The sequence below is a fragment of the Amycolatopsis melonis genome (assembly GCF_040064235.1).
Lineage (GTDB): Bacteria > Actinomycetota > Actinomycetes > Mycobacteriales > Pseudonocardiaceae > Amycolatopsis > Amycolatopsis melonis.
Genome location: NZ_JBDZYD010000016.1, coordinates 70,717 through 94,015, shown reverse-complemented (window position 1 = coordinate 94,015; position 23,299 = coordinate 70,717). Strand labels below are relative to the sequence as shown.

Here is a 23,299-nt window from a genome sequence, read left to right as displayed (position 1 = left end):
GCGGGAGTGAGGGTTCAACCGATGACGGAAACCGTGGGAACAGGGGCCCGCGCGGCCGCCGGCAAGAAGAGCAAGGCCACCGGCGGGCTGAGCGTGCAGCGCGTCTTCACGACCGAGGGGCAGCACCCGTACGACCAGGTCACCTGGGAGCAGCGCGACGTCGTGATGACGAACTGGCGCGACGGCACGGTCAACTTCGAGCAGCGCGGCGTCGAGTTCCCCGAGTTCTGGTCGGTCAACGCCACCAACATCGTCACGAGCAAGTACTTCCGCGGCGCCGTCGGCAGCCCGCAGCGCGAGCGCAGCCTCAAGCAGCTCATCGACCGCGTGGTGAAGACCTACGTCAAGGCCGCGGCCGACCACGGCTACTTCGCCACGCCGCAGGACCTGGAGATCTTCGAGCACGAACTCACCTGGATGCTGCTGCACCAGGTCTTCAGCTTCAACTCCCCGGTCTGGTTCAACGTCGGCACGCCGTCGAAGCAGCAGGTCTCGGCGTGTTTCATCCTCGCCGTCGACGACACCATGGAGTCGATCCTCAACTGGTACCGCGAGGAGGGTCTCATCTTCAAGGGCGGCTCCGGGGCCGGCCTCAACCTCTCGCGCATCCGCTCCTCGCGGGAACTGCTCACCTCCGGTGGCACCGCCTCGGGCCCGGTTTCGTTCATGCGGGGTGCCGACGCCTCCGCGGGCACCATCAAGTCCGGGGGTGCCACCCGGCGGGCGGCGAAGATGGTCGTGCTCGATGTCGACCACCCGGACATCGAGGAGTTCATCCAGACCAAGGCGCGCGAAGAGGAGAAGATCAAGGTCCTGCGCGACGCCGGGTTCGACATGGACCTCTCCGGCGCGGACATCTCCTCGGTGCAGTACCAGAACGCGAACAACTCGGTCCGCGTGTCCGACGAGTTCATGCAGGCGGTCGAGAACGGCACCGACTTCGGCCTGCGTGCCCGGCTGACCGGCGAGGTCATCGACCGGACCGACGCGAAGAAGCTGTTCCGCACCATGGCGCAGGCGGCGTGGGAGTGCGCCGACCCCGGCATCCAGTACGACGGCACGATCAACGACTGGCACACCTGCCCGGAGTCCGGCCGGATCACCGCGTCCAACCCGTGCAGCGAGTACATGCACCTCGACAACTCCAGCTGCAACCTGGCGTCGCTGAACCTGCTCAAGTTCGTCACGCCCGAAGGCACCTTCGACGCGCCGCTGTTCGCGCGGGCCGTCGAGTTCGTCATCACGGCCATGGACATCTCGATCTGCTTCGCCGACTTCCCGACCGAGCCGATCGCCGACACCACGCGCAAGTTCCGCCAGCTGGGCATCGGGTACGCCAACCTCGGCGCGCTGCTGATGGCGCTGGGCCACGCGTACGACTCCGACGGCGGCCGCGCCCTGGCCGCGGCGATCACGTCGCTGATGACCGGCGTGTCCTACCGGCGCTCGGCCGAACTGGCCCAGGCCGTCGGCGCGTACGAGGGTTACGCGCGCAACGCCGAGGCGCACCAGCGCGTGATGCGCAAGCACGCCGCGGCCAACGAACTGGTCCGCACCTACCACTCGAACGACGCCGCCGTGCGCGCGCTGGCGACCGAGGAGTGGAAGCGGGGCATCGAAATCGGCGAGAAGCACGGCTGGCGCAACGCGCAGGCCTCGGTTCTCGCACCCACGGGCACCATCGGCTTCATGATGGACTGCGACACCACCGGGATCGAGCCGGACTTCTCGCTGGTGAAGTTCAAGAAGCTGGTCGGCGGCGGCTCGATGCAGATCGTCAACCAGACCGTGCCGCGGGCGCTGCGGGCGCTGGGTTACCAGGACGAGCAGGTCGAGGCCATTGTCGAGTACGTGGCGCAGCACGGGCACGTCGTCGACGCGCCGGGGCTGCGGCCGGAGCACTACGAGGTGTTCGACTGCGCCGTCGGGGAGCGCTCGATTGCCCCGATGGGGCATGTGCGGATGATGGCCGCGGTGCAGCCGTTCCTGTCCGGGGCCATCTCCAAGACCGTCAACATGCCCGAGTCGGCGACCGTCGAGGACGTCGAGGAGATCTACTTCCAGGGCTGGAAGCTCGGCCTCAAGGCGCTCGCGATCTACCGCGACAACTGCAAGGTCGGCCAGCCGCTGTCGACGGCCAAGAAGGAGCAGGCCGCCGCGGAGCCGGAGAAGGTCGTCGAGTACCGGCCGGTCCGGAAGCGGCTGCCGAAGAAGCGCCCGAGCCAGACCGTGTCGTTCACCGTCGGGGGTGCGGAGGGGTATCTGACCGCCGGTTCATACCCGGACGACGGCCTCGGCGAGATCTTCGTCAAGCTGGGCAAGCAGGGCTCGACACTGGCCGGCGTGATGGACGCCTTCTCGATGTCGATTTCGGTCGGCCTGCAGCACGGCATCCCGCTGGAGTTCTACGTCTCGAAGTTCAGCAACCTCCGCTTCGAGCCGGCGGGCATGACCGACGACCCGGACATCCGGATCGCGACGAGCGTGATGGACTACCTGTTCCGCCGCCTCGCCCTGGACTACCTGCCGTACGAAAAGCGGTCCCAGCTGGGCATCCTGTCGGCGGACGAGCGCTCGGCCGAGGTCGAGGCGAACTACGGCGGCAGCCCGAACGTCGACCTCGAGGCCTTGCAGTCCACAGTGGACTCCTCGCCGGAACCGCACGCGGCGGAACCGGACCACCCCCACCGCGAAGCCCAGACGACGACGGAGCTGATGGAACTGCGGCTCGGCAAGGCGGCGGACGCCCCGCTGTGCATGACCTGCGGAACGAAGATGCGCCCGGCAGGTTCGTGCTACGCCTGCGAAGGCTGCGGCGCGACATCCGGATGTAGCTGAGCAGGAAGAGCCGGGGCGGCGACAGTCGCCCCGGCTCTTTCGTTGCGGACACAGGGAATTCGCCGCGAAGTGACGGCCGCCTTCCCGATGTGTGGTGAAACCGCCTTTGCCCGCAATTTCAGGCAGTTCTGCGGGCCCGGGAATTGACCCTCGCCGACGCGCTGTGCCACCGTGACCTGAGCGTTCTGCTGGGGTGGCAGTGCCGGAGCGGGGGTTTCCACATGTCCATGGCCGCGGCGTCGACGGCTTCGCTCACCGCGCACCAGCTGCTCGTTTTCCTGCTGCAGATCGGCGTTCTGCTCGGCTGCGCGGTGCTGCTCGGCCGGCTCGCCGCGCGGTTCGGGCTGCCCGCCCTCGTCGGCGAACTCACCGCGGGCGTGCTGCTGGGGCCGTCGGTGTTCGGGGCGCTGCTGCCGTCGGCGTCGGCCTGGCTGCTGCCCGCCGATCCCGGCCAGTCCGACCTGGTCGGTGCGGTCGCGCAGGTGGGGGTGCTGCTGCTCGTGGCCATCACGGGCGCGCACGTGGACTTCGCGCTCATCCGGCGACGCCGCCGGGCCGTCGGGCTGGTCAGCCTCGGCAGCATCGTGCTGCCCCTGGCCGTCGGCCTGGCGATGGGCTTCCTGCTGCCCGGTGCGCTCATGGCACCCGGCGTCGGACGGCCGACGTTCGCCCTCTTCGTCGGCGTGGCGATCGCCGTCAGCGCGCTGCCGGTGATCGCCAAGACGTTGCTGGACATGCGGCTGATGCACCGCGACGTCGGGCAGATGATCATCGGGGCCGCGGCGATCAGCGACGTCGCCGGGTGGCTGCTGCTGTCGGTGGTGTCCGCGACGGTGGTCCACGCGGGCGTCGACGCCGGTTCGGTGCTGCTGTCCGTGGGTGTCGTGCTCGTCGTCGTCGCCGCGACGCTGCTGGCGATGCGGGTACTCGGGCGGCGGGCCGACCGGGCCGGGGAAGCGGACCGGCCGCGGATCGGCGTCACCGTCATCGTCGCGCTGGTCGCGCTGGCCGCGGCCGGCACCCACGCGCTGGGCCTGGAACCGATTCTCGGCGCGTTCCTGTGCGGGCTGCTGATCAGCTCCTCGGGCACGGCCGCGCGGCGGATGCTGGACTCGCTGCGGCCGGTCGTGGTCTCGGTGCTCGCGCCGTTGTACTTCGTCAGCGCGGGAATGCGGGTCGACCTCGCGGCGCTGAGCAGGCCGCCGGTGCTGATCGCCGCCGTCACGACCATCCTGGCCGGGACGCTCGCCAAGTTCGCCGGCGGCTACGCGGGTGCCCGGCTGTGCCGGTTCGGCCACGCCGAATCACTGGCCATCGGCGCGGGGCTCAACGCCCGCGGGGTAGTGGAAATCGTCGTGGCGACCGTGGGCCTGCAGCTGGGTGTGCTGACCAATGCGACGTACACGATCGTCGTGCTGCTGGCCGTGGTGACGTCCGTGGTGGCACCGGCGACATTGCGTGCCGTCATGCGGCGGACGACGATCACGGCCACCGAGCGCGAGCGGGAACGGGAATTCCTGGGCCATTCGGGGTGAGGCGGGCACGCACCCGATATGGTGGCTCCCGCCATCCCGTGCACCGGCTCACCGCGATTTCCTGTCGATTGACCGATCGGTTTTCCGGCCGCCGGTGAATCGTCGCCGAAGGAGGCCGATGAGCAGCCCGCACGACCGTGTGATCGCCTATCTGACCGACGCCGGAATTCCGTTCGAGGTGGTCGAACATCCACCCGCGGCGTCAGCGGAGGAATACAGCCGCATCGTCGGCTCGCAGCTGCAGCAGCAGGCCAAGGCGCTGCTGCTGCGCCGGTACAAGCGCGAAGGCGGCAAGGACCTGATCATCCACGCGCTGCCCGGCGACGCGCGGGGCGACCTCGGCGAGCTCGCCGGACCGCTGCAGGCGAAGCGGCTGCGGCTGGCCAGCGTCGACGAACTCGAAGCGGCCACCGGGTGCCACTTCGGCGAGCTGCCCTCCATCGGGTCGATCTTCGGCCTGCCGCTGAGCATCGACGCCCGGCTGCTGGAGCAGGACCGCGTGTTCTTCAACGCCGGCCGCCTCGACCGTTCGGTCGTCGTGGACCTCAACGAGGTCAGCAAGATCGAGGCACCGATCGTCGTCGGGGCCTAGGCGGCTCAGTCCAGGGGAGGTACCGCCGGGGAACCGGTCCGGCGGTACCGGCGCCGCAGCAGTTCCGTGCACAGCAGGCCCACCACCAGCCAGGCGGTACCGGCCACGACCCCGGTCACCCCGGTGCCGATGACGAACAGCGAGCACAGCACCAGCGCGATCGCCGGGGTCAGCGGGTACAGCGGAGTCCGGAACGCCGCCGACGAGCCCCGGCGGCGGGCGGCGAACAACGCCACGATCGCCCCGACCGAAGTGATCATGTACAGGAACCCGGTGGCCGCCACCGCGAATTCGAGGTCGGCGAACACCGTCAGGCAGATCTGGCTGCACCCCGCCAGCAGGATCGCCACCCACGGCACGCCCCGCGCGTTGTGCCGCGCCACCACGCGGGGCATCCGGTCGTCCCGGGCCAGCACGAACGCCGCGCGCGAAATCACGATGACGAACGCGTTCACCGTCGCCGTCAGTGCCACGACGATGATGACGTTGACCGCGGTGATCCCGGCCGGGCCCAGCAGCACCGCCGCGGCGTCGGCCACCGGGGTCGCCGTGCCGCGGAGCCGTTCGGCGGGCAGCACGCCGTTGATCACCACCAGCAGGCCGAGGTACAGCACGAAGACGATGGCCAGGCTGGCGAAGATGGACCGCGGGATCGTGCGCTGCGGCCGGTCGATCTCCTCGGCCGCGACGACCACCGCGTCCCAGCCCAGCAGGGCGATGAACCCGACGACGGCCGCGGCGAGGATGCCGTACCAGCCGTGCGTGACGAACGGCGTGAAGTGCGCGGCCTGGACGTTGCTGCCGCCGATGACGATGAACACGCCGAGGAAGAGCACCTCCACCAGCATGATCAGGAACTGCACCCGGCCGGACACCTTGAGCCCGAACAGGTTCACCACCATGATCACGGCGGTCAGCACCACCGCGCCCGCGGTCGCCGGGATCGCCGGGACCAGCAGGTGCAGGTGCTCGCCGAAGCCGGTGCCGACGAACGCGGCGCCGGAGGTCCAGGCGCCGACGTTCGCCCAGCCCACGACGGTCGCCACCCACCGGGGCAGGTGCGCTTTCGCGTAGGCGTACTGCCCGCCGGAATCGCCGTGCATCGAACTCAGCTCGGCGAAACACATGGCGAGGCTGAGCGACGACACGAAGGCCAGCACGAACGCCACGATCACGGCGGGACCGGCGAGGGCGCTCGCCGTGCCGCTCAGGACGAAGATGCCGGCGCCGACGACACCTCCGACCCCGATCGCGGTGGCTTCACGCATGCCGATCTTGCGGCGCTCGTCGACGGCAGAGCCCATTTCCCCCATGCCCCCTCGGCGATTCACGGAACGAGTCACATCACGCGCCCGGGTCAGGGGAAGATAGCACACCGGAGCGCAGGAGATGCGAGACCAGATGCACCCGGTTGGGCGAGTGGAACTGGTTCAGCAACGTCGAAACGTGCCGTTTGACGCCGTGGATCGATATTCCGAGCCTGCTGGCGATCTCTTTGTTGCTGGCACCGGTGACGAGCATGTTGAGCACCTCGGTTTCGCGGGCGCTGAGGTGTTCCAGCCGCGGCGGCGGGATCACCCCGTGGCCGCGGGCCCGGTCGAGCAGGTACGCCGCGATCGGCTCGGGGATCACCAGCCTGCCGTGCAGCACCTGCGCCAGCGCGTCGCGCAGCGACCCGGACGTGAGGTCGCGCTGGAGCAGATAGCCGTTGGCCCTCCTGCTGGTGGCCACGTCGAGCGAGCCCGGCTGCATGGCCGAGGCGATCACGATGACCGGCCGCAGCCGCTCCAGCGACACCCCGGCCCGTTCCGCGATCGTCAGCGTCGCGGTGGAGATGAGCGTGACGTCGGTGTCGACGTCGCCGGCGCCGACCTCGGCCACGGCCGAGGCGCAGACCTCCGGGATCGCGTCGGTGATCGCGAGCAGGCCGCGCCGGATCACCTCCTGTTCCTCGACGATGAGCACCCTGGTTCCCGCGGGCAACGGCGGTGCCGGCCCACGATCAACGACAACCCCCACGTGTCCTCCCGATCGCGCTCGAAGCCGGCCGTTCCGGCCGGTGCGATTCAGAGCCGGCTGCTCCAGCGTGGTTCGCCCGGGCGGGCGCGGCCGTTCCCGGCGGGCGCGGCCGGCCGCGGCTTCCCGTTCTCCGTGCCCCGGCCGAACGCCGGCTCGACCACCGTGGCGCGCGCGTGCTCGAACACCACGCTGGTGTAGACGTCGGCGATCTCCGGCCGCTGGGTGAGGTGGTCGAGGACGAAGCCGTAGAGGTCGCCGGTGTCGCCGACCGCGATGTGGATGACGAAATCGTGGTCGCCGGAGGTGACGAACACCCCGAGCACCTCGGGCAGTTCCATGATCCACGCCCGGAACTGGTCGATCACGCGCCGGGACGGCGGCCGGATCTTGACGAACACGAGCGCCTGCACCCCGCGCCCGATGGTGCGCAGGTCGACCGCCGCGTGGAAGCCGGTGACCACGCCCCGGTCGAGCAGCGCGCGCACGCGCTGCAGCGAAGTCGACGGCACCACGTGGGTCGCCTTCGCCAGTTCGCGGTTGGTCTGCCGGGCGTTGCGCTGCAGTTCCCGCAGCAGTGCGAGATCCAATTGGTCGTACACTTTGGTCCCCCTGAGCAGCCTCGGGCTCCAGCCGGCGTCCGTTGCCCTGTCCCGCCGGCTGTGCACACCGAACGTTTCGCAATCGGCCCGCCGGCACGGCTCGCGCCGAACGAATGACGCGAGTTGGGCGGCGTACATGGACTCTCGTGCTTTCCCCATGAAACCATAGTTCGCAGCCGATGAGCGAGGATCAAGTCGCTCGGAAAACGCTGTGGCATGGGGGATCTTCGCCGCCGTTCGGGCGCGAACAAGCCTGCCGTCCCCCGCCCCGCGCGCCCGGCCGCGGGGCGGATCCAGTTCCGGCCACCGGGAAACAGGGCAGGGAAGGGGGTGGACTGACATGACCGTCGAGCGCATCGAGGAAGAGGGCCTCGTCAAGGAGTGGCACGCCAACCAGATCTGATCCGCCTGGCCCCGGCCCGGTGTGCGGTTCGCGCCGTGCACCGGGCCGATGGGTCCGGAAAGCGCATCCAGGAACGGGGAAGTCGAAAGGAATCAGCGTGCGAAACCCGCGAGTCAAACCTTTCCTCCGGGTCTACCGTCGAGAGGGGGAGCCGCACCTGTTCCTCGGGCTCGGCCCGAGCAAGATCCGCGTCACCGACCCCACCGACGAGATCGTCGAATTCGTCACCGGCCTCGACGGCAGCGCCACCAGCGAGCAGCTGGCGGCCCGCTATCCCGAGTCGGACAAGTGGCTGGCCGCCCTCGACGCGGCGGGCGCACTCGAAGACGCGGCGGCCGAACCCGCCATCAGCCCCGAAATCGCCGAACGGTGGAGCAGGCAGATCAACTACCTGCGGCTGTTCGACCGCGAGGACTGGACCGGCTTCGAGGGACAGCAGCGGCTGGCCGACGCGCGGGTCGTCGTGGTCGGCGCCGGAGCGGGCGGGACGACACTGGTGCGGCTGCTCGCCGCGGCCGGGATCGGCAAGCTCGAATCGGTCGACTTCGACACCTTCGCCCTCGACAACCTCCCGACCCACGCCACGCTCGACGAGGAGGACGTCGGCGTGCGCAAGGTCGAGGTGCTGCGGCGCCGCCTCGCACGGCAGAACTCCCGGCTCGAGTTCACCCCGCACCAGCGCACGGTCACCTCGGCCGGCGACCTCGCCGAGCTGATCGACGGCGCCGACTTCTTCATCCACGCCTTCGACCGCCCGCGCGAGCACGCGGCGCGGTGGTCCAGCGAGGCCAGCATGGCCACCGGCGTGCCGCTGACCTCGATCGGCGCCACCGACCGCGGGGCCCGCGTCGGGCCGACGATGATCCCCGGCCGCACCCCGTGCTGGGACTGCGTCGGCATCCACGGGCTGGACATCCTGCGCGCGGAGGAGACGGCCTGCCTCACCGGCGCGACGGTGGCCATGCTCGCCGGCATCGCGGTCAACGAGGTGATCGGCGAGATCTCCGGTGCCAAGGAGGCCGCCACCGCCGGGCGCAGCCTGTACATCGACACCGGGCGCCTGACGTTCACCTTCGACAGCTACACCAGCAGGCCGGGCTGCGCCTGCGCCACCTATGGCCGCTGAGCCCGCCGGCCTGGCCCGCACCTGGCTGCCGACGGCGCTGGGATCGTCCATGCTCGTGCTGGAGATCCCGGTCGCCGCGGCCGCCGTCGCGCGCGGGACCGGCGGCGCGGCCGGGCTGGCGGCGTTCGGGGTCTCGATCGCCGTGCTGGTCGTGGCCAATTCCCCGGCACTGGCCATCACCCCGCTGGTCGTCAGCGACGCCGAGCACCAGCCCAACCGCCGCACGTCCGGCTACGCGCTGGCCGTCGGCTTCGCGACCGCGGTGGCTTTGGCGCTGCTGGTCACCGTGCCGCCGCTGTTCGCGCTGGTGCGGGGGCTGGCGAACCTGCCGGACGAGATCGCCGCGCAGGTCCGCACCTGCCTGCTCGCGCTCGCCCCGGCGTCGGTCGCGGTGGCCGTGCGGCGGTACTTCCACGGCAGGCTCATCGCGGCCCGGCGCACGGGCGGCATTTCGGTGGCCACCGTGGGACGGCTGGCGTTGTCGGCGTGCGTCGCGTGGGCGCTGCTCGCCGTGATTCCGGGTGCCGGTGCGGCCCTGGGCGGAATCGCGCTGACCGCGGGAGCGGCCACCGAAGCGGCCATCCTCGGCGTCGCGGTCGCCCGGCTGGGCCGCCCGGTCACCGCGCCGGCGCTCGGGATCGGGACGCTGCTGCGCCGGCACGCCGCGCTGACGAGCACCCGCGCGCTGAACATGGCCCCGCAGCTGATCACGACGACGGCGGTGGCGTACTCGGCGCTGGCCGAGCCGTCGCTGGTGGTCTGGCCGGGGCTCTACGGCCTGCTGTCGTTGTTCACCGGGCCGACCAGCGACCTGGAGTCGGTCGTCGCGGGGCACCTGCGCCGCGGCGGGGACCCGCGGGACGCCCACCGGCTGACCCTGGTGCTGGCGCTCGGTTTCGCGGCGCTGTACGCCGTGGTCGTGGTCAGCCCGCTCGGCGCGGTCTACCTCGGCGGCCTGCTGGGGACGCCGCCGGAGGCGACCGCGCTCGGCCTGCAGTGGGCGCCGCTGGCGATCGCCGTCCCGCTGTTGTGGGTGCTGCGCACGGGATCGCGCGGGTTCATCATCGCCGGGGAACGGGCCTCCGGGCTGCTGTACGGCGTCGTCGCGCACGTCGTGGCGCTCACCGGCGTGGCGGCGGTGCTGGCACTGGGGCCGCTGCCCGGGGTCGCCAACGCCTGTCTCGCCCTGGCCGCCGGTCTTCTCCTGGAATGGGTGGTGAACGCGCTCGTCGTCCGGCGGGCCTACCGTCCACAAAGGATGGTGGAGGCGGTGCCGTGAAGGTGGCTCTCGTCCAGCAGTTTCCATACGGACGGGCGGTGGCGGACAACGTCGAGCTGGCCCGGCGGTACGCCAGGGAGGCCGCCGCGCACGGCGCCGACGTCGTCGTGTTCCCGGAGATGTGGAACATCGGCTATCAGCTTCCCGACGCCGAAGAAGCCGCGTCCCCGCGGTTCCGTGCCTGGGCCGCGGTGACGCAGGCCGAGTATCTCTCCGGCACCGCGCGCACCGCCGTGGAAGCCGGGCTCGCGATCGTGGCGACCTACCTGGAGGCCACCGCGGACGGCCTGCGCAACGCCGCCGCGCTGGTCGACCGGTCGGGCGAGATCGTCCTGCGGTACGCGAAAGTCCACCTCGCCACCTTCGCCGGGGAGTCGGTTCTCCAGGCAGGCACGGGTTTCCCGGTCGCCGATCTCGCGTTGTCCGGCGGCCGTCGCGTCCGTGCCGGCGTGCTGTTGTGCTACGACCGCGTCTTCCCGGACGCGGCCGGGGCGCTTGCCCGCGCCGGTGCCGAACTCGTCCTGGTGCCCAACGCGGGCCCGCTGTGCGAGAACCGGTTGTGGCAGGTGCGCACGCGGGCCTTCGAGCACAAGCTCGCCGTGGCCGTGGCGAACTACCCGGGCCACGGCCACTCGATCGTCTGCGACGGCATCGCGTTCGGCGAAGACGGCGCACCCCGCGACCACACCGTGCTGCTCGCCGGTGACCGGCCGCAGACCCTGGTGGCCGACATCCCGCTCGCCGCCCTGCGGGCCTACCGCGCGGCCCAGCCGTGGGGGACCCCGGCGCCGGAGTCATCGATCGCGGGCTGAAAGGGACTTTCCTGGCGTCTGACGCGAGGAAAGTCCCTTTCGCTGCACAGGATGAGACGAACGTCCCTTTCAGCCCGCGCCGGAATCTCCTGAGCCGGTCAGGGAAATCCCCGAGTCGATCTTCACCTTCTTCATCGTCAGGTGCGAGGTCAGGTTCGCGATGCCCGGCAGCGCCGAGAGCACTTCGGTGAAGAACCGTTCGTACGCGGCGATGTCGGCCACCGCGACCCGCAGGAGGTAGTCGGGTTCGCCGAAGAGCCGGTGGGCTTCCAGCACCTCCGGCAGCGCGGTCAGCTCGCGCTCGAAGTCCGCGATCGTGGCGTGGTCCTGCTGCCGCATCAGCACGTCCACGAACACCTCGAAACTGCAGCCGAGTGCTTCGTGGTCCAGCCGGGCGTGGTAGCCGAGGATGGTCCCGTTGCGCTCGAGCTGGCGCACCCGGCGCAGGCACGGGGACTGGGTGAGCCCGACCTTTTCGGCCAGCTCCGCATTGGACAGACGCGCATTGCCCTGCAACTCGGCGAGGATCGCCAGATCGATCCGGTCCATGACGCAACATTCTGCCGCGCGCCGCGCCGAAGTCGCAAGGCTGTCGCGTTCTCCGCCCGGTTTTCTCCGGTATTCTCGACAACACCGGGAACACTCGGGGATCGCCTCTGGGGACCGGTCAGCACATTTTCCCGCGCTGGGTCGAATCGGCGCTCCTTTCCACGACGGAGGTGCAGCACCGCCATGTCCATCACCATCGACGACCTCGTGAACCGCATCCGCTCCCACCGCTGCTACAGCCACCCGATCTTCGAGCACTGGGCCGCACAGCCGCCGAAGCCCGCCGCGGTCGGCGCGCTGTTCCACCAGATCCGCAACTTCTGCGACGCGACCCGGCCGGGCGGGAAATTCCCCGAGGCGCTGGCGATGCACCAATTGTCCGCGGAAAGCGCGCTGCTGCAGGAGATCGTGGAAAGCGAAGAAAACCACGCGCCGGAACTGGCCACCATGGCGGGCTACATCGTCAACCGCGCCGCGGGCCGCGAGGTGTTCGACGACCTCTACGACCAGGAGTCGGTGGAGGCCGGGCTGAAGAAGTTCTCCGACGAGCTGCTGGCAGGCCTGCCCGGCTACGACCCGCGGACCGGGCTGCTGGCCCAGACCCGCCGGGCGCGGGCCGCGTTCGACGGCCGTCAGCAGGTCGACCGCGAGTCGACCATCCGCAACCTCGGCACCGCGCTCGCGCTGGAGATGATCTCCAACCGCCAGCTCATCCCCGGCGAGAAGGCGGCGCTGGTCGACGCCGGCACCTACGACGCCGACCTGACCGACGCCGAAATGCACTACCTGCTGGAGCACTGGGGCGAGATCGGGGCCGAGCAGCAGCACGAAAAGAACGCGATCGCCGCCGTGGGCTCGGTGCTCAACGACGAGACGGAGGCGCTGATCGTCGAGGGCGTCGACATCTTCCTCGACTCGCTGGCCGCGCTGTGGGACGTGCTCGACGCCGCGCTGCTCGCCTCGGGCCGCCCGGCCGAGGAGCTCATCACCGCCTGATCGCCGCCTCCCACGAGGAGCGGGTCCGCAGGCCGGGATCCGCGCGCACACGATGCCCGGGTCCCGGCCGCACGGGGAGGACGTCATGGAAAACTTCCGGCGCTACCGGCCGTTCCCGCCGGTCCACCTGCCGGACCGCACCTGGCCGGACCGGGTGCTCCACCGCGCGCCGCGCTGGCTGTCGACCGACCTGCGCGACGGCAACCAGGCCCTGATCGACCCGATGGGCCCCGACCGCAAGCTCCGGATGTTCGACCTGCTGGTGGGCATGGGCTACCGGGAGATCGAGGTCGGGTTTCCCGCGGCCAGCCAGGCCGACTTCGACTTCGTCCGCGCGCTGGTCGAAGCGGACCGGATCCCGGACGGCGTCCGGATTTCCGTGCTGACACAGGCACGCGAGGACCTCATCGAACGCACGGTGCAGGCGTTGCGCGGGGCCCGCGCGGCCACCGTGCACCTCTACAACGCGACCGCGCCGCTGTTCCGCGACGTCGTGTTCGGCCTCGACCGCGCCGGCTGCAAGGCCCTCGCGACGCGCGGCACCGGGCACGTGCTGCGGTACGCCGAACGGGAGCTGCCCGGCTGCGACTTCGGTTACGAGTACTCGCCGGAGATCTTCGTCGACACCGAACTGGAGTTCGCGGCGGAGGTGTGCGAAGCGGTGATGGACGTCTGGCAGCCGGGCCCCGGCCGCGAGATCATCCTCAACCTGCCCGCCACGGTGGAACGCGCGACCCCCAACGTCTACGCCGACCAGATCGAGTGGATGAGCCGGAATCTCAGCCGCCGCGAGCACGTGTGCCTGTCGGTGCACCCGCACAACGACCGGGGCAGCGCGGTCGCGGCCGCCGAGCTGGCGATGCTGGCGGGCGCGGACCGGGTCGAGGGCTGCCTGTTCGGCAACGGCGAACGCACCGGCAACGTCTGCCTGGTCACGCTCGGGCTGAACCTGTTCAGCCAGGGCATCGACCCCGGGATCGACTTCTCCGACATCGACGCGATCCGCCGGGTCGCCGAGCACTGCACCGGGCTCACCGTGCCGGAACGGCATCCGTATGCGGGCGATCTGGTCTACACCTCCTTCTCGGGGTCGCACCAGGACGCGATCAAGAAGGGCTTCGCGCGCCTGGCGGAGGCCGACGGGCCGGTGCCGTGGACGATGCCGTACCTGCCGATCGACCCCAGGGACGTCGGCCGCACGTACGAAGCGGTGGTCCGGGTGAACTCCCAGTCCGGCAAGGGCGGCGTGGCGTTCGTGATGAAGACCGAGCACCGGCTCGACCTCCCGCGGCGCCTGCAGATCGAGTTCTCCCGCGTCGTGCAGCGGCACACCGAGACCGGCGGGGAGATCCCGCCGAAGCGGCTGTGGGAGATCTTCGCCGCCGAGTACCTCCCGGGCCCGGATTCCCGGCTGCGGCTGCGCGGCCACGCCCTGACGACCGAAGCGGGCGAAAGCGTGATGACGGCCGAGGTGGTCGTCGACGGCGAGCCCCGCGAACTGGCGGGGACCGGCACGGGTCCGATCGCGGCGTTCACGGCCGCCTTGGCCGCCGCCGGGATCGACGTCCAGGTGCTGGCGTACGTCGAGCACGCGATCGCCACGGGCAGCGACGCCGAGGCCGCGGCGTACGTCGAATGCCGCGTCGGCGGCCGGACCCTGTGGGGCGCCGGCATCGACGGCAACACGCTCAGCGCGTCGCTGGAAGCCATTGCCAGCGCGGTCAACCGCGCTTACCGCCTTGCCGCGGGAGGAGCCGCATGACTCGTCCACTGCACACCGTCGCGCTCGTCAAGCAGGTGCCGCGGGCCGAAGAGCTGACCCTCGGCAGCGACGGGCGTCTCTCCCGCACCGGCGTCGAGCTGGAACTCAACCCCTTCTGCCGTCGCGCGGTCGCCAAGGCCGTCCAGCTCGCCCGTGACTCCGGGGGCAGCTGCACGGTCGTCACGCTCGGGCCGCCCGCCGCCGAGGACTGCCTGCGGGAGGCGATCGCCTGCGGGGCCGATCGTGGCGTGCTCGTCAGCGATCCGGCCTTCGCCGGCAGCGACACCCTGGCCACCGCCCGCGCGCTGACCGCCGCGCTGCGCCGGTACGGGCCGTTCGACCTCGTGCTCTGCGGGCGCAACTCCGTCGACGCCGAGACCGCGCAGACCCCGGCGCAGCTGGCCGAGCTGCTCGGGCTGCCGATGGCGGCGGGCGTCCGGCGGCTCGCCGTCGAGGACGGCCGGGTCCGGGCCCGCTGCGAGCACGACGACGGCTTCGTGGAACTCGAACTCCCGCTGCCCGCACTGGTCAGCTGCGCCGAGCGGCTCATCTCGCCCGCCAAGGCGCGGCCCGAAGCCCGGGCCGCCGTCCCCGCGGAGAAGATCGTCCGCGTCGGCGCCGCCGAGCTGGGTGCCGGGCCGTGGGGCCAGGCGGGCAGCCGGACCGTCGTCGGGCGGACCCGCCTGCTGGCGGGCACCCGGCTGCGGCTGCGGTTTCCCGGCGACGTCGCCACCCAGGTCGAGCGGGCCGTGGCGGCGCTGACCGAGCTGGGCGCGTTCGACCGCGCGGCCGCGACGTCCGCGCCCCCGGTGCCCGACCGCGTCGCGGCGACCACCGCGGGTGCGGTCGCCGTGCTCACCGAACCGGGCCGCGACCGGCACGCCCGCGCGATGCTCGGCGCGGCCGCCCGGATCGCCGCCGTCGCCGGCCGCCCGGTGGTCGCACTGGCCACCGGGGCGCTGTCCGCGGCGATCGCCGGGTCGTGGGGCGCGGACACCGTCGTCGCGGTCAACGGCTCGACGGTCGAGGAGGACGTCGCCGCGAGCCTCGCGCAGTGGTGCGACCGGCACCGGCCGTGGGCGCTGCTGGCACCCGCGACCCTGTGGGGCCGCGAAGTCGCCGCGCGGGTGGCGGCCCGGCTCGGGCTGGGCCTGGCCGGCGACGCCGTCGACGTCGAAACCGGGCCGGGCGGGGACCTGGTGTGCTGGAAACCGGCGTTCAGCGGCAGCACGCTGGCGGCGGTGACGTGCAGCCCGCCGACCCGGGTGGTCACCCTGCGCGGCGGGGCACTGCCGCTGCTGCAGCCGCGGGTCGCCGTCGCCGCCCAGGACCCGCACCTGCCCGTGCCGCCGGGACGGCGCGTGCGGGTGGTGGCGCGGGAGCGCGACGACGACATCGACGTGCTCGCCGTGGCGTCGGCGGTGGTCGGCGTCGGGGCCGGTGTGCCACCCGCGGACTACCCGCTGCTCGCGCCGCTGCTGGACGTGCTGGGCGCGGACCTGGCCGCCACCCGCAAGGTGACCGACCGGGGCTGGCTGCCCCGCGCCCGCCAGGTCGGCGTGACCGGCCGCAGCGTGGCGCCGCGGCTCTACGTCGCCCTCGCCACCAGCGGCCGGTTCAACCACCTCTGCGGCACCCGCGGCGCGGGCTTCGTGCTCGGCATCAACACCGACCCGGCGGCGCCGCTGTTCGACGCCGCGGACGTCGGGATCGTCGGGGACTGGCGCACGGTCGTCCCCCTGCTCACCACCGCACTCAGCCGTTCGACACTTCCGGAGCCGATCCGATGACCGAACTGCCCGACGCCCGCCCCGCCGCGATTCCCGGTGTCGTGGACGGATTCCTGACCGTGTGTCCCCGCAGCGGGCAGGAGGTTTCGTTCCACATCGTGCTCGGCCCCGGCCCGCACCCGGCCCGGATCGAGTTCCTGCTGAACCCCGAGCACGCCGCGGCGATCCGTGAAGTCCTCGGCGACGGCACGGCCCCGCCACCCGCGCTGCCCGGGGCGCAGACGACGTGGGGGCGGTGCGGGATGGGGATCCACATCATCCGCTGACCGCGGTCGTGAGTGAGAAACAGTGTTCTAACCCTGTTTCTCACTCACGACAAGCTGCGGCAGACCGCTCACGACAGCTGGGCCATGTCCTCGGCGAGGGCGTCGACCACCGGGCCGACCTGGTCGCGGAGGAAGAAATGCCCGCCGGGGAACGTGTGCAGCCCGAGGTACCTGCGGGTGTGGTGGCGCCAGGCCGCCAGGTGACGGCGGGGCGTGATCGGGTCGGCCGTGCCGCCCAGCACCCGCAGCGGGACCCGGACCGGTGGCTCGCCGCCGCGGTAGACGTACGAGCGGCACAGCCGGAAGTCCGCGCGCAGCACGGGAAGCTGGAACGCCAGGACCTCCTCGTCGGCCAGCACCTCCGGCGGCATCCCGCCGAACCGGCGCAGTACCGCCAGGAACTGCTCGTCCGAGCCGGCCGGGTCCGGCAGGCGGTCCACCGCGATGCCCTGCACCAGGCAGGACGCCACCACGAACAACGCGGGCTCCGGCAGGCCGCGGCGTTCGAGCGCGCGCAGCATGCGGTAGGCGATGAGCGCGCCCATGCTGTGTCCGAAAAGGACATACGGGGGACGCAGTTCCGCCGCCAGCGCCTCGGCGACGACCTCGCCCGCGGTGTCGAAGTCGGTGAACGCCGGCTGCGGGTGCCGGGCGTGCCTGCCCGGCAGGCGGATCGCGCGCAGTTCGAACTCCGGCGGCAGCAGCCGCGCCCAGGGGCGGAACATCTCCGCCGACCCGCCCGCGCACGGCAGGCAGTACAGCCGCACCGGCGCGTCCGGGCGGGGTTCGAAGGTCGCGTACCACGGATGTGCGGCCACGGTTCTCCTCAGCTGGCGAGCGGCTCGCCGGACCCGGCCAGCGCCCGGCGGTCGAGCAGGCCGTGCGTGGTCCGCGGCAGCGTGGCGAGCGGGACGACGGTGTCGGGCACCATGAACACCGGCAGGACGCCGCTGAGGTCGCGGCGCAGCTGCTCGGGGTCGGCGTCCGAGGGGGTGACGTAGGCGACGAGCCGGTCGCCGTGGGCGACCACGGCCGCGTCGGCCACCACTTCGTTGCGGCGCAACGCCGCCTCGATCTCGGCGGGGGCGATCCGGAAGCCGCGCAACGTGATCCGGTCGTCGGCGCGGCCGAGCAGCTCCAGCGTGCCGTCGCCGAGACGGCGGACCAGGTCGCCGGTGGCGTACCGGCGGCCGCCGCCGGCGAGGTCGTCGCTGAACGGCGACCGCCGCCGTCCCGGCCGTCCGAGGTGGCCGCGGGCCGCGCCGGCCCCGCCGAGGTGGAGTTCGCCGACCCCGCCCGGCGGCACCGGGTCGCCGCCTTCGTCGAGCACGAACGCCCGCACGTTCGGCAGGGGCGCGCCGATCGGGACGCCGGTGGCGTCCGGCGGCAGCTCCCCGCAGGTGGCCAGCAGCCCGGTTTCGGGGGTGCCGTAGCCCTGCCACACCCGGAACGGCAGCCCGGCCGGGACGGCGGCGTCGGCCTGCCCGGGGACGACGGCCAGGCGCAGCGCGGAGCCCGCGGGCCAGGGCACGTGCAGCAGCCGGTGCGGGGTGAACGCGACGGTGGCCCCGCTGCGGGCCAGCCAGGCCGCGCCGGCGCCGTCGGGCGCGATCTGCAGGGCCGCGCCGGTGCCGAGCGCCGACCACGTCTCCAGTTCCCATTCGCCGGTGCCCGCCCGCGCCAGCTGCGCGACCCGGTCGCCGGAACCGAGCCCGAGCGCCGTCGCGCACCAACTGACCACATTGGCCACGCACTCGTGCGGGACGAGCACGCCGTCGGCCTGCGCGGTGAACGTGATGCAGCACAGGCCCGGCGCGCCGCGGACGATCCGCCGGGGCACGGCATCGGGATCGACCACGGTGATCCGCAGCCCCGGGGTGATCATCACGCCCGCACCGGCGCGGGTGAGCAGCGCGCGGACCCGGCCGGACGGCTCGGCGGCGTCCAGCGCCACGTGCGCGCCGCCCGCGGCCAGGACGCCGGCCGCGGCGACGACGAGGTCGGCCGAGCGCGGCAGCCACAACCCGACCGGCACGTCCGGGCCGACACCGGCCGTGCGCAACCGGGCCGCCAGCGCGGCCGCCCGGCCGGCCAGCTCCCGGTAGGTCAGCGTTTCCCCTTGTGCCACCACGGCTTCCGCGTCCGGCCGGGCCCGCGCCCAGTGCTGCAGGCGGTCGGCCACCGGTGCCGGGGCCGCGGACCGCACCGCGCGCGGGAGCAGCCGGGCGCGTTCGTCGCGATCGAGCACCCGCAGCCGGGCCAGGGGCAGCTCCGGCCGCGCCGCGGCGGCCCGCACCAGCGAAGCGAGGTGCCGGGCGAACGCCGTGACCCGCTCGGGATCGGCGGGACCGGGGTCGAACCAGCAGGTGACCCGGTCGGTGACGGTCAGCCAGAGCCCGCCGCCGCCGTCGAGCCGCGGCACCGGCCGCGGGGTGAACGGCCCGGCTGCACGCGGCCGCGGCTCCGGCGTGGCCACGGTGACCACGGGCACGCCGGAGCCGGGCCGGGCGCGGGCGAACCGGGCGAACAGCTCCGCGACCGGCTGGTCGGCAGGCACGGCGACCCGGACGGCCGCGAGCACCGGCCGGGCCGCGCGCCCGCCGAAGCCGGCGCCGCGCGCGAGGCCCACCACGACGTCGCGGCACCGCCCGTGCCGCGCGACCAGCGCCGCGGCCAGCGCCGCGAGCGACTCCGCACGGCTGCCCGGGAACCGGTCGAGCAGCGCGGGATCGACCGGGACGGGCACCGCCACCGGGCCCGACGGCGGCAGCGGGTGGTCGCGCTGCCACACCGGCCGCGGTCCCGCCACGGCCGGTGCGGCAGCTTCCGGCGGGCGCGGCAGCCCGAGCAGCTGCTCCGCCCAGCCGCTCGCCGCCACATCCGGGCGGTCGGCGGCGAGCAGCGTCCACCGGCCGTCGCCGTGCCCGGCCAGCACGATCCGGGCAGGCGCGGTCGCGGGGGACCGGGCCAGCCGCCACGCCAGCCGGGCGAGCCGGGCTTCGCGGTCGGCAGGCGTGCCCCGCAGGCAGGTCCGCCGCCACGGGACCGGCTCGTGCCGCGCCGCCGGGTACGCGCGGGCCAGCGCCCGCGCGACGGCCGTCACCGCCTGCCCGGGATCGCCGTCCAGGTCCCAGCAGACGGGCACGGGCCGGGCCGCGGACTTCACTCGTGCCGTGCCGATTCGTCGATCGCCGCGGCCACGCTGCCCAGGCGCGGGTCGTCGTAGAGCGTGTCAGGCGACAGCGCGTCCGGGCCGAACCGCTTCTCCACGCGCTGCAGCAGCTTGATCGCCGTCAACGACGTGCCGCCCGCCTTGAAGAAGTCGTCGTCGGGGCCGACGGAGGGCACCCCGAGCAGGTCGCGCCACATCGCCGCCAGTTCCGCTTCGGTGCCGGTCTTGGCTTCGGTCATGAGAACACTCCTGAAGTCGCCGACGGCGCGAACGCGGCCAGCAGGGCCCGGCCGTCGATCTTGCCGTTCGGGGTGAGGGGGAACGTGTCGCACAGGTGGATCTGCGCCGGGACCATGTACCGCGGCAGCTGCGCGGCCAGGTGCTCCCGCAGCCGCTCGGCACTGGCGCCGGTCGCCGACGGCACGACGAACGCCACGAGGGACTTGTCGCCGCGGTTGTCCCGCACGGTCACGTAGCTGCGCTTGACCTGCGGGTGCGTGGAGAGGTGGTGGGTGATCTCGCCCAGCTCGATCCGGAAGCCGTTCACCTTGACCTGGTCGTCCCACCGGCCTTCGAACACGAGGTCGCCGCCGGGCAGCAGCCTGCCGCGGTCGCCGGACCGGTAGAGCCGCTCGGGCACGCCGTCGATCTCGCGGTGCACGAACGTCTTCGCGGTCAGCTCCGGCATCCCGAGGTATCCGGCCGCGAGGCCGTCGCCTGCCAGGCACAGCTCGCCGGTCTCGCCGGGCGCGCAGAGCCGGTCCGCGTCGCCGGCCAGCACGTAGACCCGGGTGTTCTGGATGGGCCTGCCGATCGGCAGCGGCGTGTCCGGGTCCGGCGGCTCGTCCACCGGGTAGGACGTGGCGATGCAGGTGCACTCGGTCGGCCCGTACAGGTTGACCACCCGGCCGGGACCGTAGGTGCGGACGGCCTTGGCCATGTGCCGCGGGGAGTGCGCCTCGCCGCCGGTGGTGATCGTGGTGACGGTCTCCAGCGCCTCCGGTGCCTCGTCGACGATCGAGTTGAACAGCGCGGTGGTCAGCAGCAGGATGTTCACCCCGCCGTGCTTGATCACCTCGCCGATCTTCGACAGGCGCGGGAACTCGGCCGGGTACAGCACCGACGTCCCGCCGTTGAGCAGCGCGCCCCAGATCTCCCAGGTGGCGATGTCGAACGTCACCGGCGTCACCTGCAGCACCCGGCTGTGCTCGTCCAGCGTCCCGTAACTGGCGGCGTGCACCAGCCGGACGATGCCCCGGTGGAAGATCGGCACGCCCTTGGGGCGGCCGGTGGACCCGGACGTGAAGTTGATGCAGGCGATGCCGGTCGGGTCCACCGGGTAGCCGGGCCCGGTGTCCCGGCCGGGCGTGGTGTCCGGGCCGACGGCGAGCACCCGGGCACCGGGGGACCGCGCCGCGAGGTCCGGGCCGCCGGGACCGAGCACGAGCAGGCACCCGCCGTCGGCGACGACCGTGCGCAGCCGCTCGTCCGGCCACGCCGGGTCCAGCGGCACGTACGTGCCACCGGCCTTGAGGATCCCGAGCAGCGCGACGAGCATTTCGGGCGACCGCGGGATGCACACCGCCACCGTCACGCCCGCCGCGACGCCTTCGGCCCGCAGGCGGTGTGCGAGGCCGTTGGCACGGCGGTCCAGCTCGCGGTAGGTGAGGACCTGCTCGCCCTGCACGATCGCCGGGGCGTCCGGGCGGCGGGCCGCCCAGAACTCGAACCGCTCGGGCACGTTCGCGTCGCGCGGATACGGCCGGGCGGTGCCGTTGATCAGCCGGTGCGCGGCCAGTGCCGCGGCCGAGCAGGTCACGGCCCGGACCGGGGCGTCCGGCACGGTGGTGTCGGGCACCGTCATCGGACCGGGGTGAACGGCACGCCGTTGACCGTGCGGTCGACGAACTTGTTGTGCCCGAACTCGTCCTTGCCCGACACCAGCACGCAGCCGAACTTCTCCAGGCTGACCTCGACGCCGTACTCGGCGAGCGTGTCCTGGTAGGGGTACACGCGGACGGACGTGGGCACGTACCGCGCGGTGAAGCCCAGGCGCATCTTGTCGGTCTTGCCCTCGTGCGGGTGCGAGGCGTGCATCAGCGTCGACCAGAACATCACGGCCTGGCCCTGGCGCATCACCAGCGACTTGGCCTTCGACTCGTCGGGCTTCCAGTTCGGGTCCTTCTGCAGCTGGCTGTAGTCGTAGCCGTAGAAACCACGCCGGACGCCGTTCTTGTGCTGCTTGTTGATGATCTCCGAGTCGTATTCGATGATTTTGTTCTCGTCGTAGTTCATCGTCTTGTGCGAACCCGGGATGATCTGCAGGCAGCCGTTTTCGACGGTCGCCTCGGTGAATGCCGTCCACACGGTCAGCGCGCCGCCGAAATTGGCGTCCTCCGGCCAGACGATCTGCGGGTGCTTGCCGACGTTGGCGAAATTGTCGGCCTGGTGCCAGTCGGTGCCTTCGTCGCCGGGGTACTTCGGGAAGAACTCGCTGCGCCAGCACAGCACGTTCTCGCCGAGCACGCTCTTCACGCGGTCGACCAGCTGCGGCTGCACGATGTGCCGGGCGAGGAAGTCGACGTCGAGGTGCCGGTCGTAGCTGGCGAGGTTGGTGGTGCCGGACAAGGCCTCGCCCTGGTGGTAGACCCCCTGGCGGGCGTCGACCAGCTTCGGCCGGATCGCCTGCAGGTTCGCTTCCATCTCGTCGGGGGAGTAGACGTCGAACGGGCCGTAGTAACCGTCCCTGTTGAATTGCTCGAGTTCGGCTTCGGTGAGGGCGTAACTGGCCACGGTGCTTTCGGTCATCTGCCCGGAACCCTTCCTGCGAATGCATCGGCGACCTGGGGTGGTGAGCGATTCCGCGGTGCTCCGGAGTCACCCTAGGAGCGGCCGGCGGGGCCTCGGAAGAGCCGCCGGAACGGAGGAAGGAGCGCGCGGCGGAGGTAGCCGATCGGCTACCTCCGCAGTTTCCCCGGACACTCAGCGCGCGAGCAGTCCGGCCAGTGTCCGGAGAGTCGCGGCGAAGCGCTCCGCTGATACACCGCGGGACGTCTGGTGCAGGAAGAGGTCCGGGGCGAGCGGGGCCAGCAGGACGTCGGCCAGGACGTCGGGGTCCGCCGCGCCCGCCTCCGCCGCCAGGACGCGGACGTGCGTGCGCCAGAAGCCGTACGCGCCGGTCGCGAACCGGGACTGGCCCACCTCCGTGCCGAGGACCAGCGGGGCGTGCCGCTCCAGCAGTCCCACCATCGCTTCGTAGAACGCCGCCAGCCGTTCGGACGGCGGGGCGCCCGGGCCCAGTGGTGGGTCGCCGCGCAGCAGGGACTCCTGCAGGCGGCGCTCGTGCTCGTCCAGCAACGCCACCGCGATCGACGCGCGGTCCGGGTAGCGGCGGTACAGCGTGCCGCGGCCGACCCCCGCCGCGCGGGCGATGTCCTCCATCGTCACCTCCGCCGCGCCGCGGGTGGTGAACAGCTCTTCGGCGGCCGCGAGGATCTTGGCGCGGTTGCGGGCGGCGTCGGCGCGTTCGGGCATGACCGCCAGCCTAGGAATAAGTGGACA

Annotated in this window: 20 protein-coding genes; 10 read left to right on the top strand and 10 right to left on the bottom strand. The window is 72.3% G+C overall.

Features of this window, described 5'->3' with window-relative positions; all coding sequences use genetic code 11:
- The first annotated feature begins 21 nt into the window (after nt 1–21).
- From ABJI51_RS36590 to ABJI51_RS36580, 3 genes are all read left to right on the top strand, one after another.
- A complete protein-coding gene (locus tag ABJI51_RS36590; RefSeq protein ID WP_348955693.1) occupies nt 22–2,838 on the top strand; it encodes a vitamin B12-dependent ribonucleotide reductase in 2,817 nt (938 codons plus the stop codon).
- A gap of 221 nt (nt 2,839–3,059) precedes the next feature.
- Nucleotides 3,060–4,373 (top strand): cation:proton antiporter, encoded by a 1,314-nt coding sequence (locus tag ABJI51_RS36585; RefSeq protein WP_348955692.1) that lies wholly within the window; start codon nt 3,060–3,062, stop codon nt 4,371–4,373.
- 118 nt (nt 4,374–4,491) lie between these two features.
- Nucleotides 4,492–4,965, top strand: coding sequence for a YbaK/EbsC family protein (locus ABJI51_RS36580; protein WP_348955691.1), 474 nt, complete (start codon nt 4,492–4,494; stop codon nt 4,963–4,965).
- Nucleotides 4,966–4,970: 5 nt separating this feature from the next.
- Here ABJI51_RS36580 and ABJI51_RS36575 read toward each other — a convergent pair whose 3' ends face one another.
- From ABJI51_RS36575 to ABJI51_RS36565, 3 genes are all read right to left on the bottom strand, one after another.
- Nucleotides 4,971–6,269: an APC family permease gene (locus ABJI51_RS36575; protein ID WP_348955690.1), complete on the bottom strand. Its 1,299-nt coding sequence runs from the start codon at nt 6,267–6,269 to the stop codon at nt 4,971–4,973.
- Between the two features lie 40 nt (nt 6,270–6,309).
- Nucleotides 6,310–6,930, bottom strand: coding sequence for a response regulator transcription factor (locus tag ABJI51_RS36570; RefSeq protein ID WP_348955689.1), 621 nt, complete (start codon nt 6,928–6,930; stop codon nt 6,310–6,312).
- Nucleotides 6,931–7,031: 101 nt separating this feature from the next.
- Nucleotides 7,032–7,583 carry an Lrp/AsnC family transcriptional regulator gene (locus ABJI51_RS36565; RefSeq protein WP_348955688.1) on the bottom strand — a complete coding sequence of 184 codons (552 nt, stop codon included), beginning with the start codon at nt 7,581–7,583 and terminating at the stop codon, nt 7,032–7,034.
- Between the two features lie 500 nt (nt 7,584–8,083).
- Between ABJI51_RS36565 and ABJI51_RS36560 the strand changes: the two genes are divergently transcribed.
- From ABJI51_RS36560 to ABJI51_RS36550, 3 genes are read left to right on the top strand one after another with little or no spacing between them, the layout of a single operon-like run.
- The gene (locus tag ABJI51_RS36560) at nt 8,084–9,112 is read left to right on the top strand and encodes a HesA/MoeB/ThiF family protein (RefSeq protein WP_348955686.1); all 1,029 of its coding nucleotides are present in this window, start codon (nt 8,084–8,086) and stop codon (nt 9,110–9,112) included.
- Nucleotides 9,102–10,391, top strand: a complete 1,290-nt coding sequence (locus ABJI51_RS36555) for a hypothetical protein (RefSeq protein ID WP_348955685.1) — start codon at nt 9,102–9,104, stop codon at nt 10,389–10,391. The genes ABJI51_RS36560 and ABJI51_RS36555 overlap by 11 nt, the downstream gene beginning before the upstream one ends.
- Nucleotides 10,322–11,203 carry a carbon-nitrogen hydrolase family protein gene (locus tag ABJI51_RS36550; protein WP_348955684.1) on the top strand — a complete coding sequence of 294 codons (882 nt, stop codon included), beginning with the start codon at nt 10,322–10,324 and terminating at the stop codon, nt 11,201–11,203. Before ABJI51_RS36555 ends, ABJI51_RS36550 begins: the two co-directional genes overlap by 70 nt.
- A gap of 69 nt (nt 11,204–11,272) precedes the next feature.
- On the opposite strand, the gene ABJI51_RS36545 is transcribed toward ABJI51_RS36550, so the two are convergent.
- Nucleotides 11,273–11,752 (bottom strand): Lrp/AsnC family transcriptional regulator, encoded by a 480-nt coding sequence (locus ABJI51_RS36545; protein ID WP_348955683.1) that lies wholly within the window; start codon nt 11,750–11,752, stop codon nt 11,273–11,275.
- A 183-nt stretch (nt 11,753–11,935) separates the two neighbouring features.
- Between ABJI51_RS36545 and ABJI51_RS36540 the strand changes: the two genes are divergently transcribed.
- The 4 genes from ABJI51_RS36540 (at nt 11,936) to ABJI51_RS36525 (ending at nt 16,566) form a co-directional block, all read left to right on the top strand.
- Nucleotides 11,936–12,748, top strand: coding sequence for a hypothetical protein (locus ABJI51_RS36540; protein WP_348955682.1), 813 nt, complete (start codon nt 11,936–11,938; stop codon nt 12,746–12,748).
- 85 nt (nt 12,749–12,833) lie between these two features.
- Complete coding sequence (gene leuA / locus ABJI51_RS36535) at nt 12,834–14,510, top strand: 2-isopropylmalate synthase (RefSeq protein ID WP_348955681.1); 1,677 nt, start codon at nt 12,834–12,836, stop codon at nt 14,508–14,510.
- Nucleotides 14,507–16,300, top strand: coding sequence for an FAD-binding protein (locus tag ABJI51_RS36530; RefSeq protein ID WP_348955680.1), 1,794 nt, complete (start codon nt 14,507–14,509; stop codon nt 16,298–16,300). Before leuA ends, ABJI51_RS36530 begins: the two co-directional genes overlap by 4 nt.
- Complete coding sequence (locus ABJI51_RS36525; protein ID WP_348955679.1) at nt 16,297–16,566, top strand: hypothetical protein; 270 nt, start codon at nt 16,297–16,299, stop codon at nt 16,564–16,566. Before ABJI51_RS36530 ends, ABJI51_RS36525 begins: the two co-directional genes overlap by 4 nt.
- A 68-nt stretch (nt 16,567–16,634) precedes the next feature.
- Here the strand turns inward: ABJI51_RS36525 and ABJI51_RS36520 are convergent, their stop codons facing one another.
- The 6 genes from ABJI51_RS36520 to ABJI51_RS36495 form a co-directional block, all read right to left on the bottom strand.
- The gene (locus tag ABJI51_RS36520; protein WP_348955678.1) at nt 16,635–17,384 is read right to left on the bottom strand and encodes a thioesterase II family protein; all 750 of its coding nucleotides are present in this window, start codon (nt 17,382–17,384) and stop codon (nt 16,635–16,637) included.
- Nucleotides 17,385–17,392: 8 nt separating this feature from the next.
- Nucleotides 17,393–19,732, bottom strand: a complete 2,340-nt coding sequence (locus ABJI51_RS36515) for an AMP-binding protein (protein ID WP_348955677.1) — start codon at nt 19,730–19,732, stop codon at nt 17,393–17,395.
- Complete coding sequence (locus tag ABJI51_RS36510; protein ID WP_348955676.1) at nt 19,729–19,977, bottom strand: phosphopantetheine-binding protein; 249 nt, start codon at nt 19,975–19,977, stop codon at nt 19,729–19,731. The genes ABJI51_RS36515 and ABJI51_RS36510 overlap by 4 nt, the downstream gene beginning before the upstream one ends.
- The gene (locus ABJI51_RS36505) at nt 19,974–21,602 is read right to left on the bottom strand and encodes an amino acid adenylation domain-containing protein (RefSeq protein ID WP_348955675.1); all 1,629 of its coding nucleotides are present in this window, start codon (nt 21,600–21,602) and stop codon (nt 19,974–19,976) included. Before ABJI51_RS36505 ends, ABJI51_RS36510 begins: the two co-directional genes overlap by 4 nt.
- Complete coding sequence (locus ABJI51_RS36500) at nt 21,599–22,546, bottom strand: chlorinating enzyme (RefSeq protein ID WP_348955674.1); 948 nt, start codon at nt 22,544–22,546, stop codon at nt 21,599–21,601. The genes ABJI51_RS36505 and ABJI51_RS36500 overlap by 4 nt, the downstream gene beginning before the upstream one ends.
- Nucleotides 22,547–22,720: 174 nt before the next feature.
- Nucleotides 22,721–23,272 (bottom strand): TetR/AcrR family transcriptional regulator, encoded by a 552-nt coding sequence (locus ABJI51_RS36495; RefSeq protein WP_348955673.1) that lies wholly within the window; start codon nt 23,270–23,272, stop codon nt 22,721–22,723.
- Nucleotides 23,273–23,299: the final 27 nt, after the last annotated feature.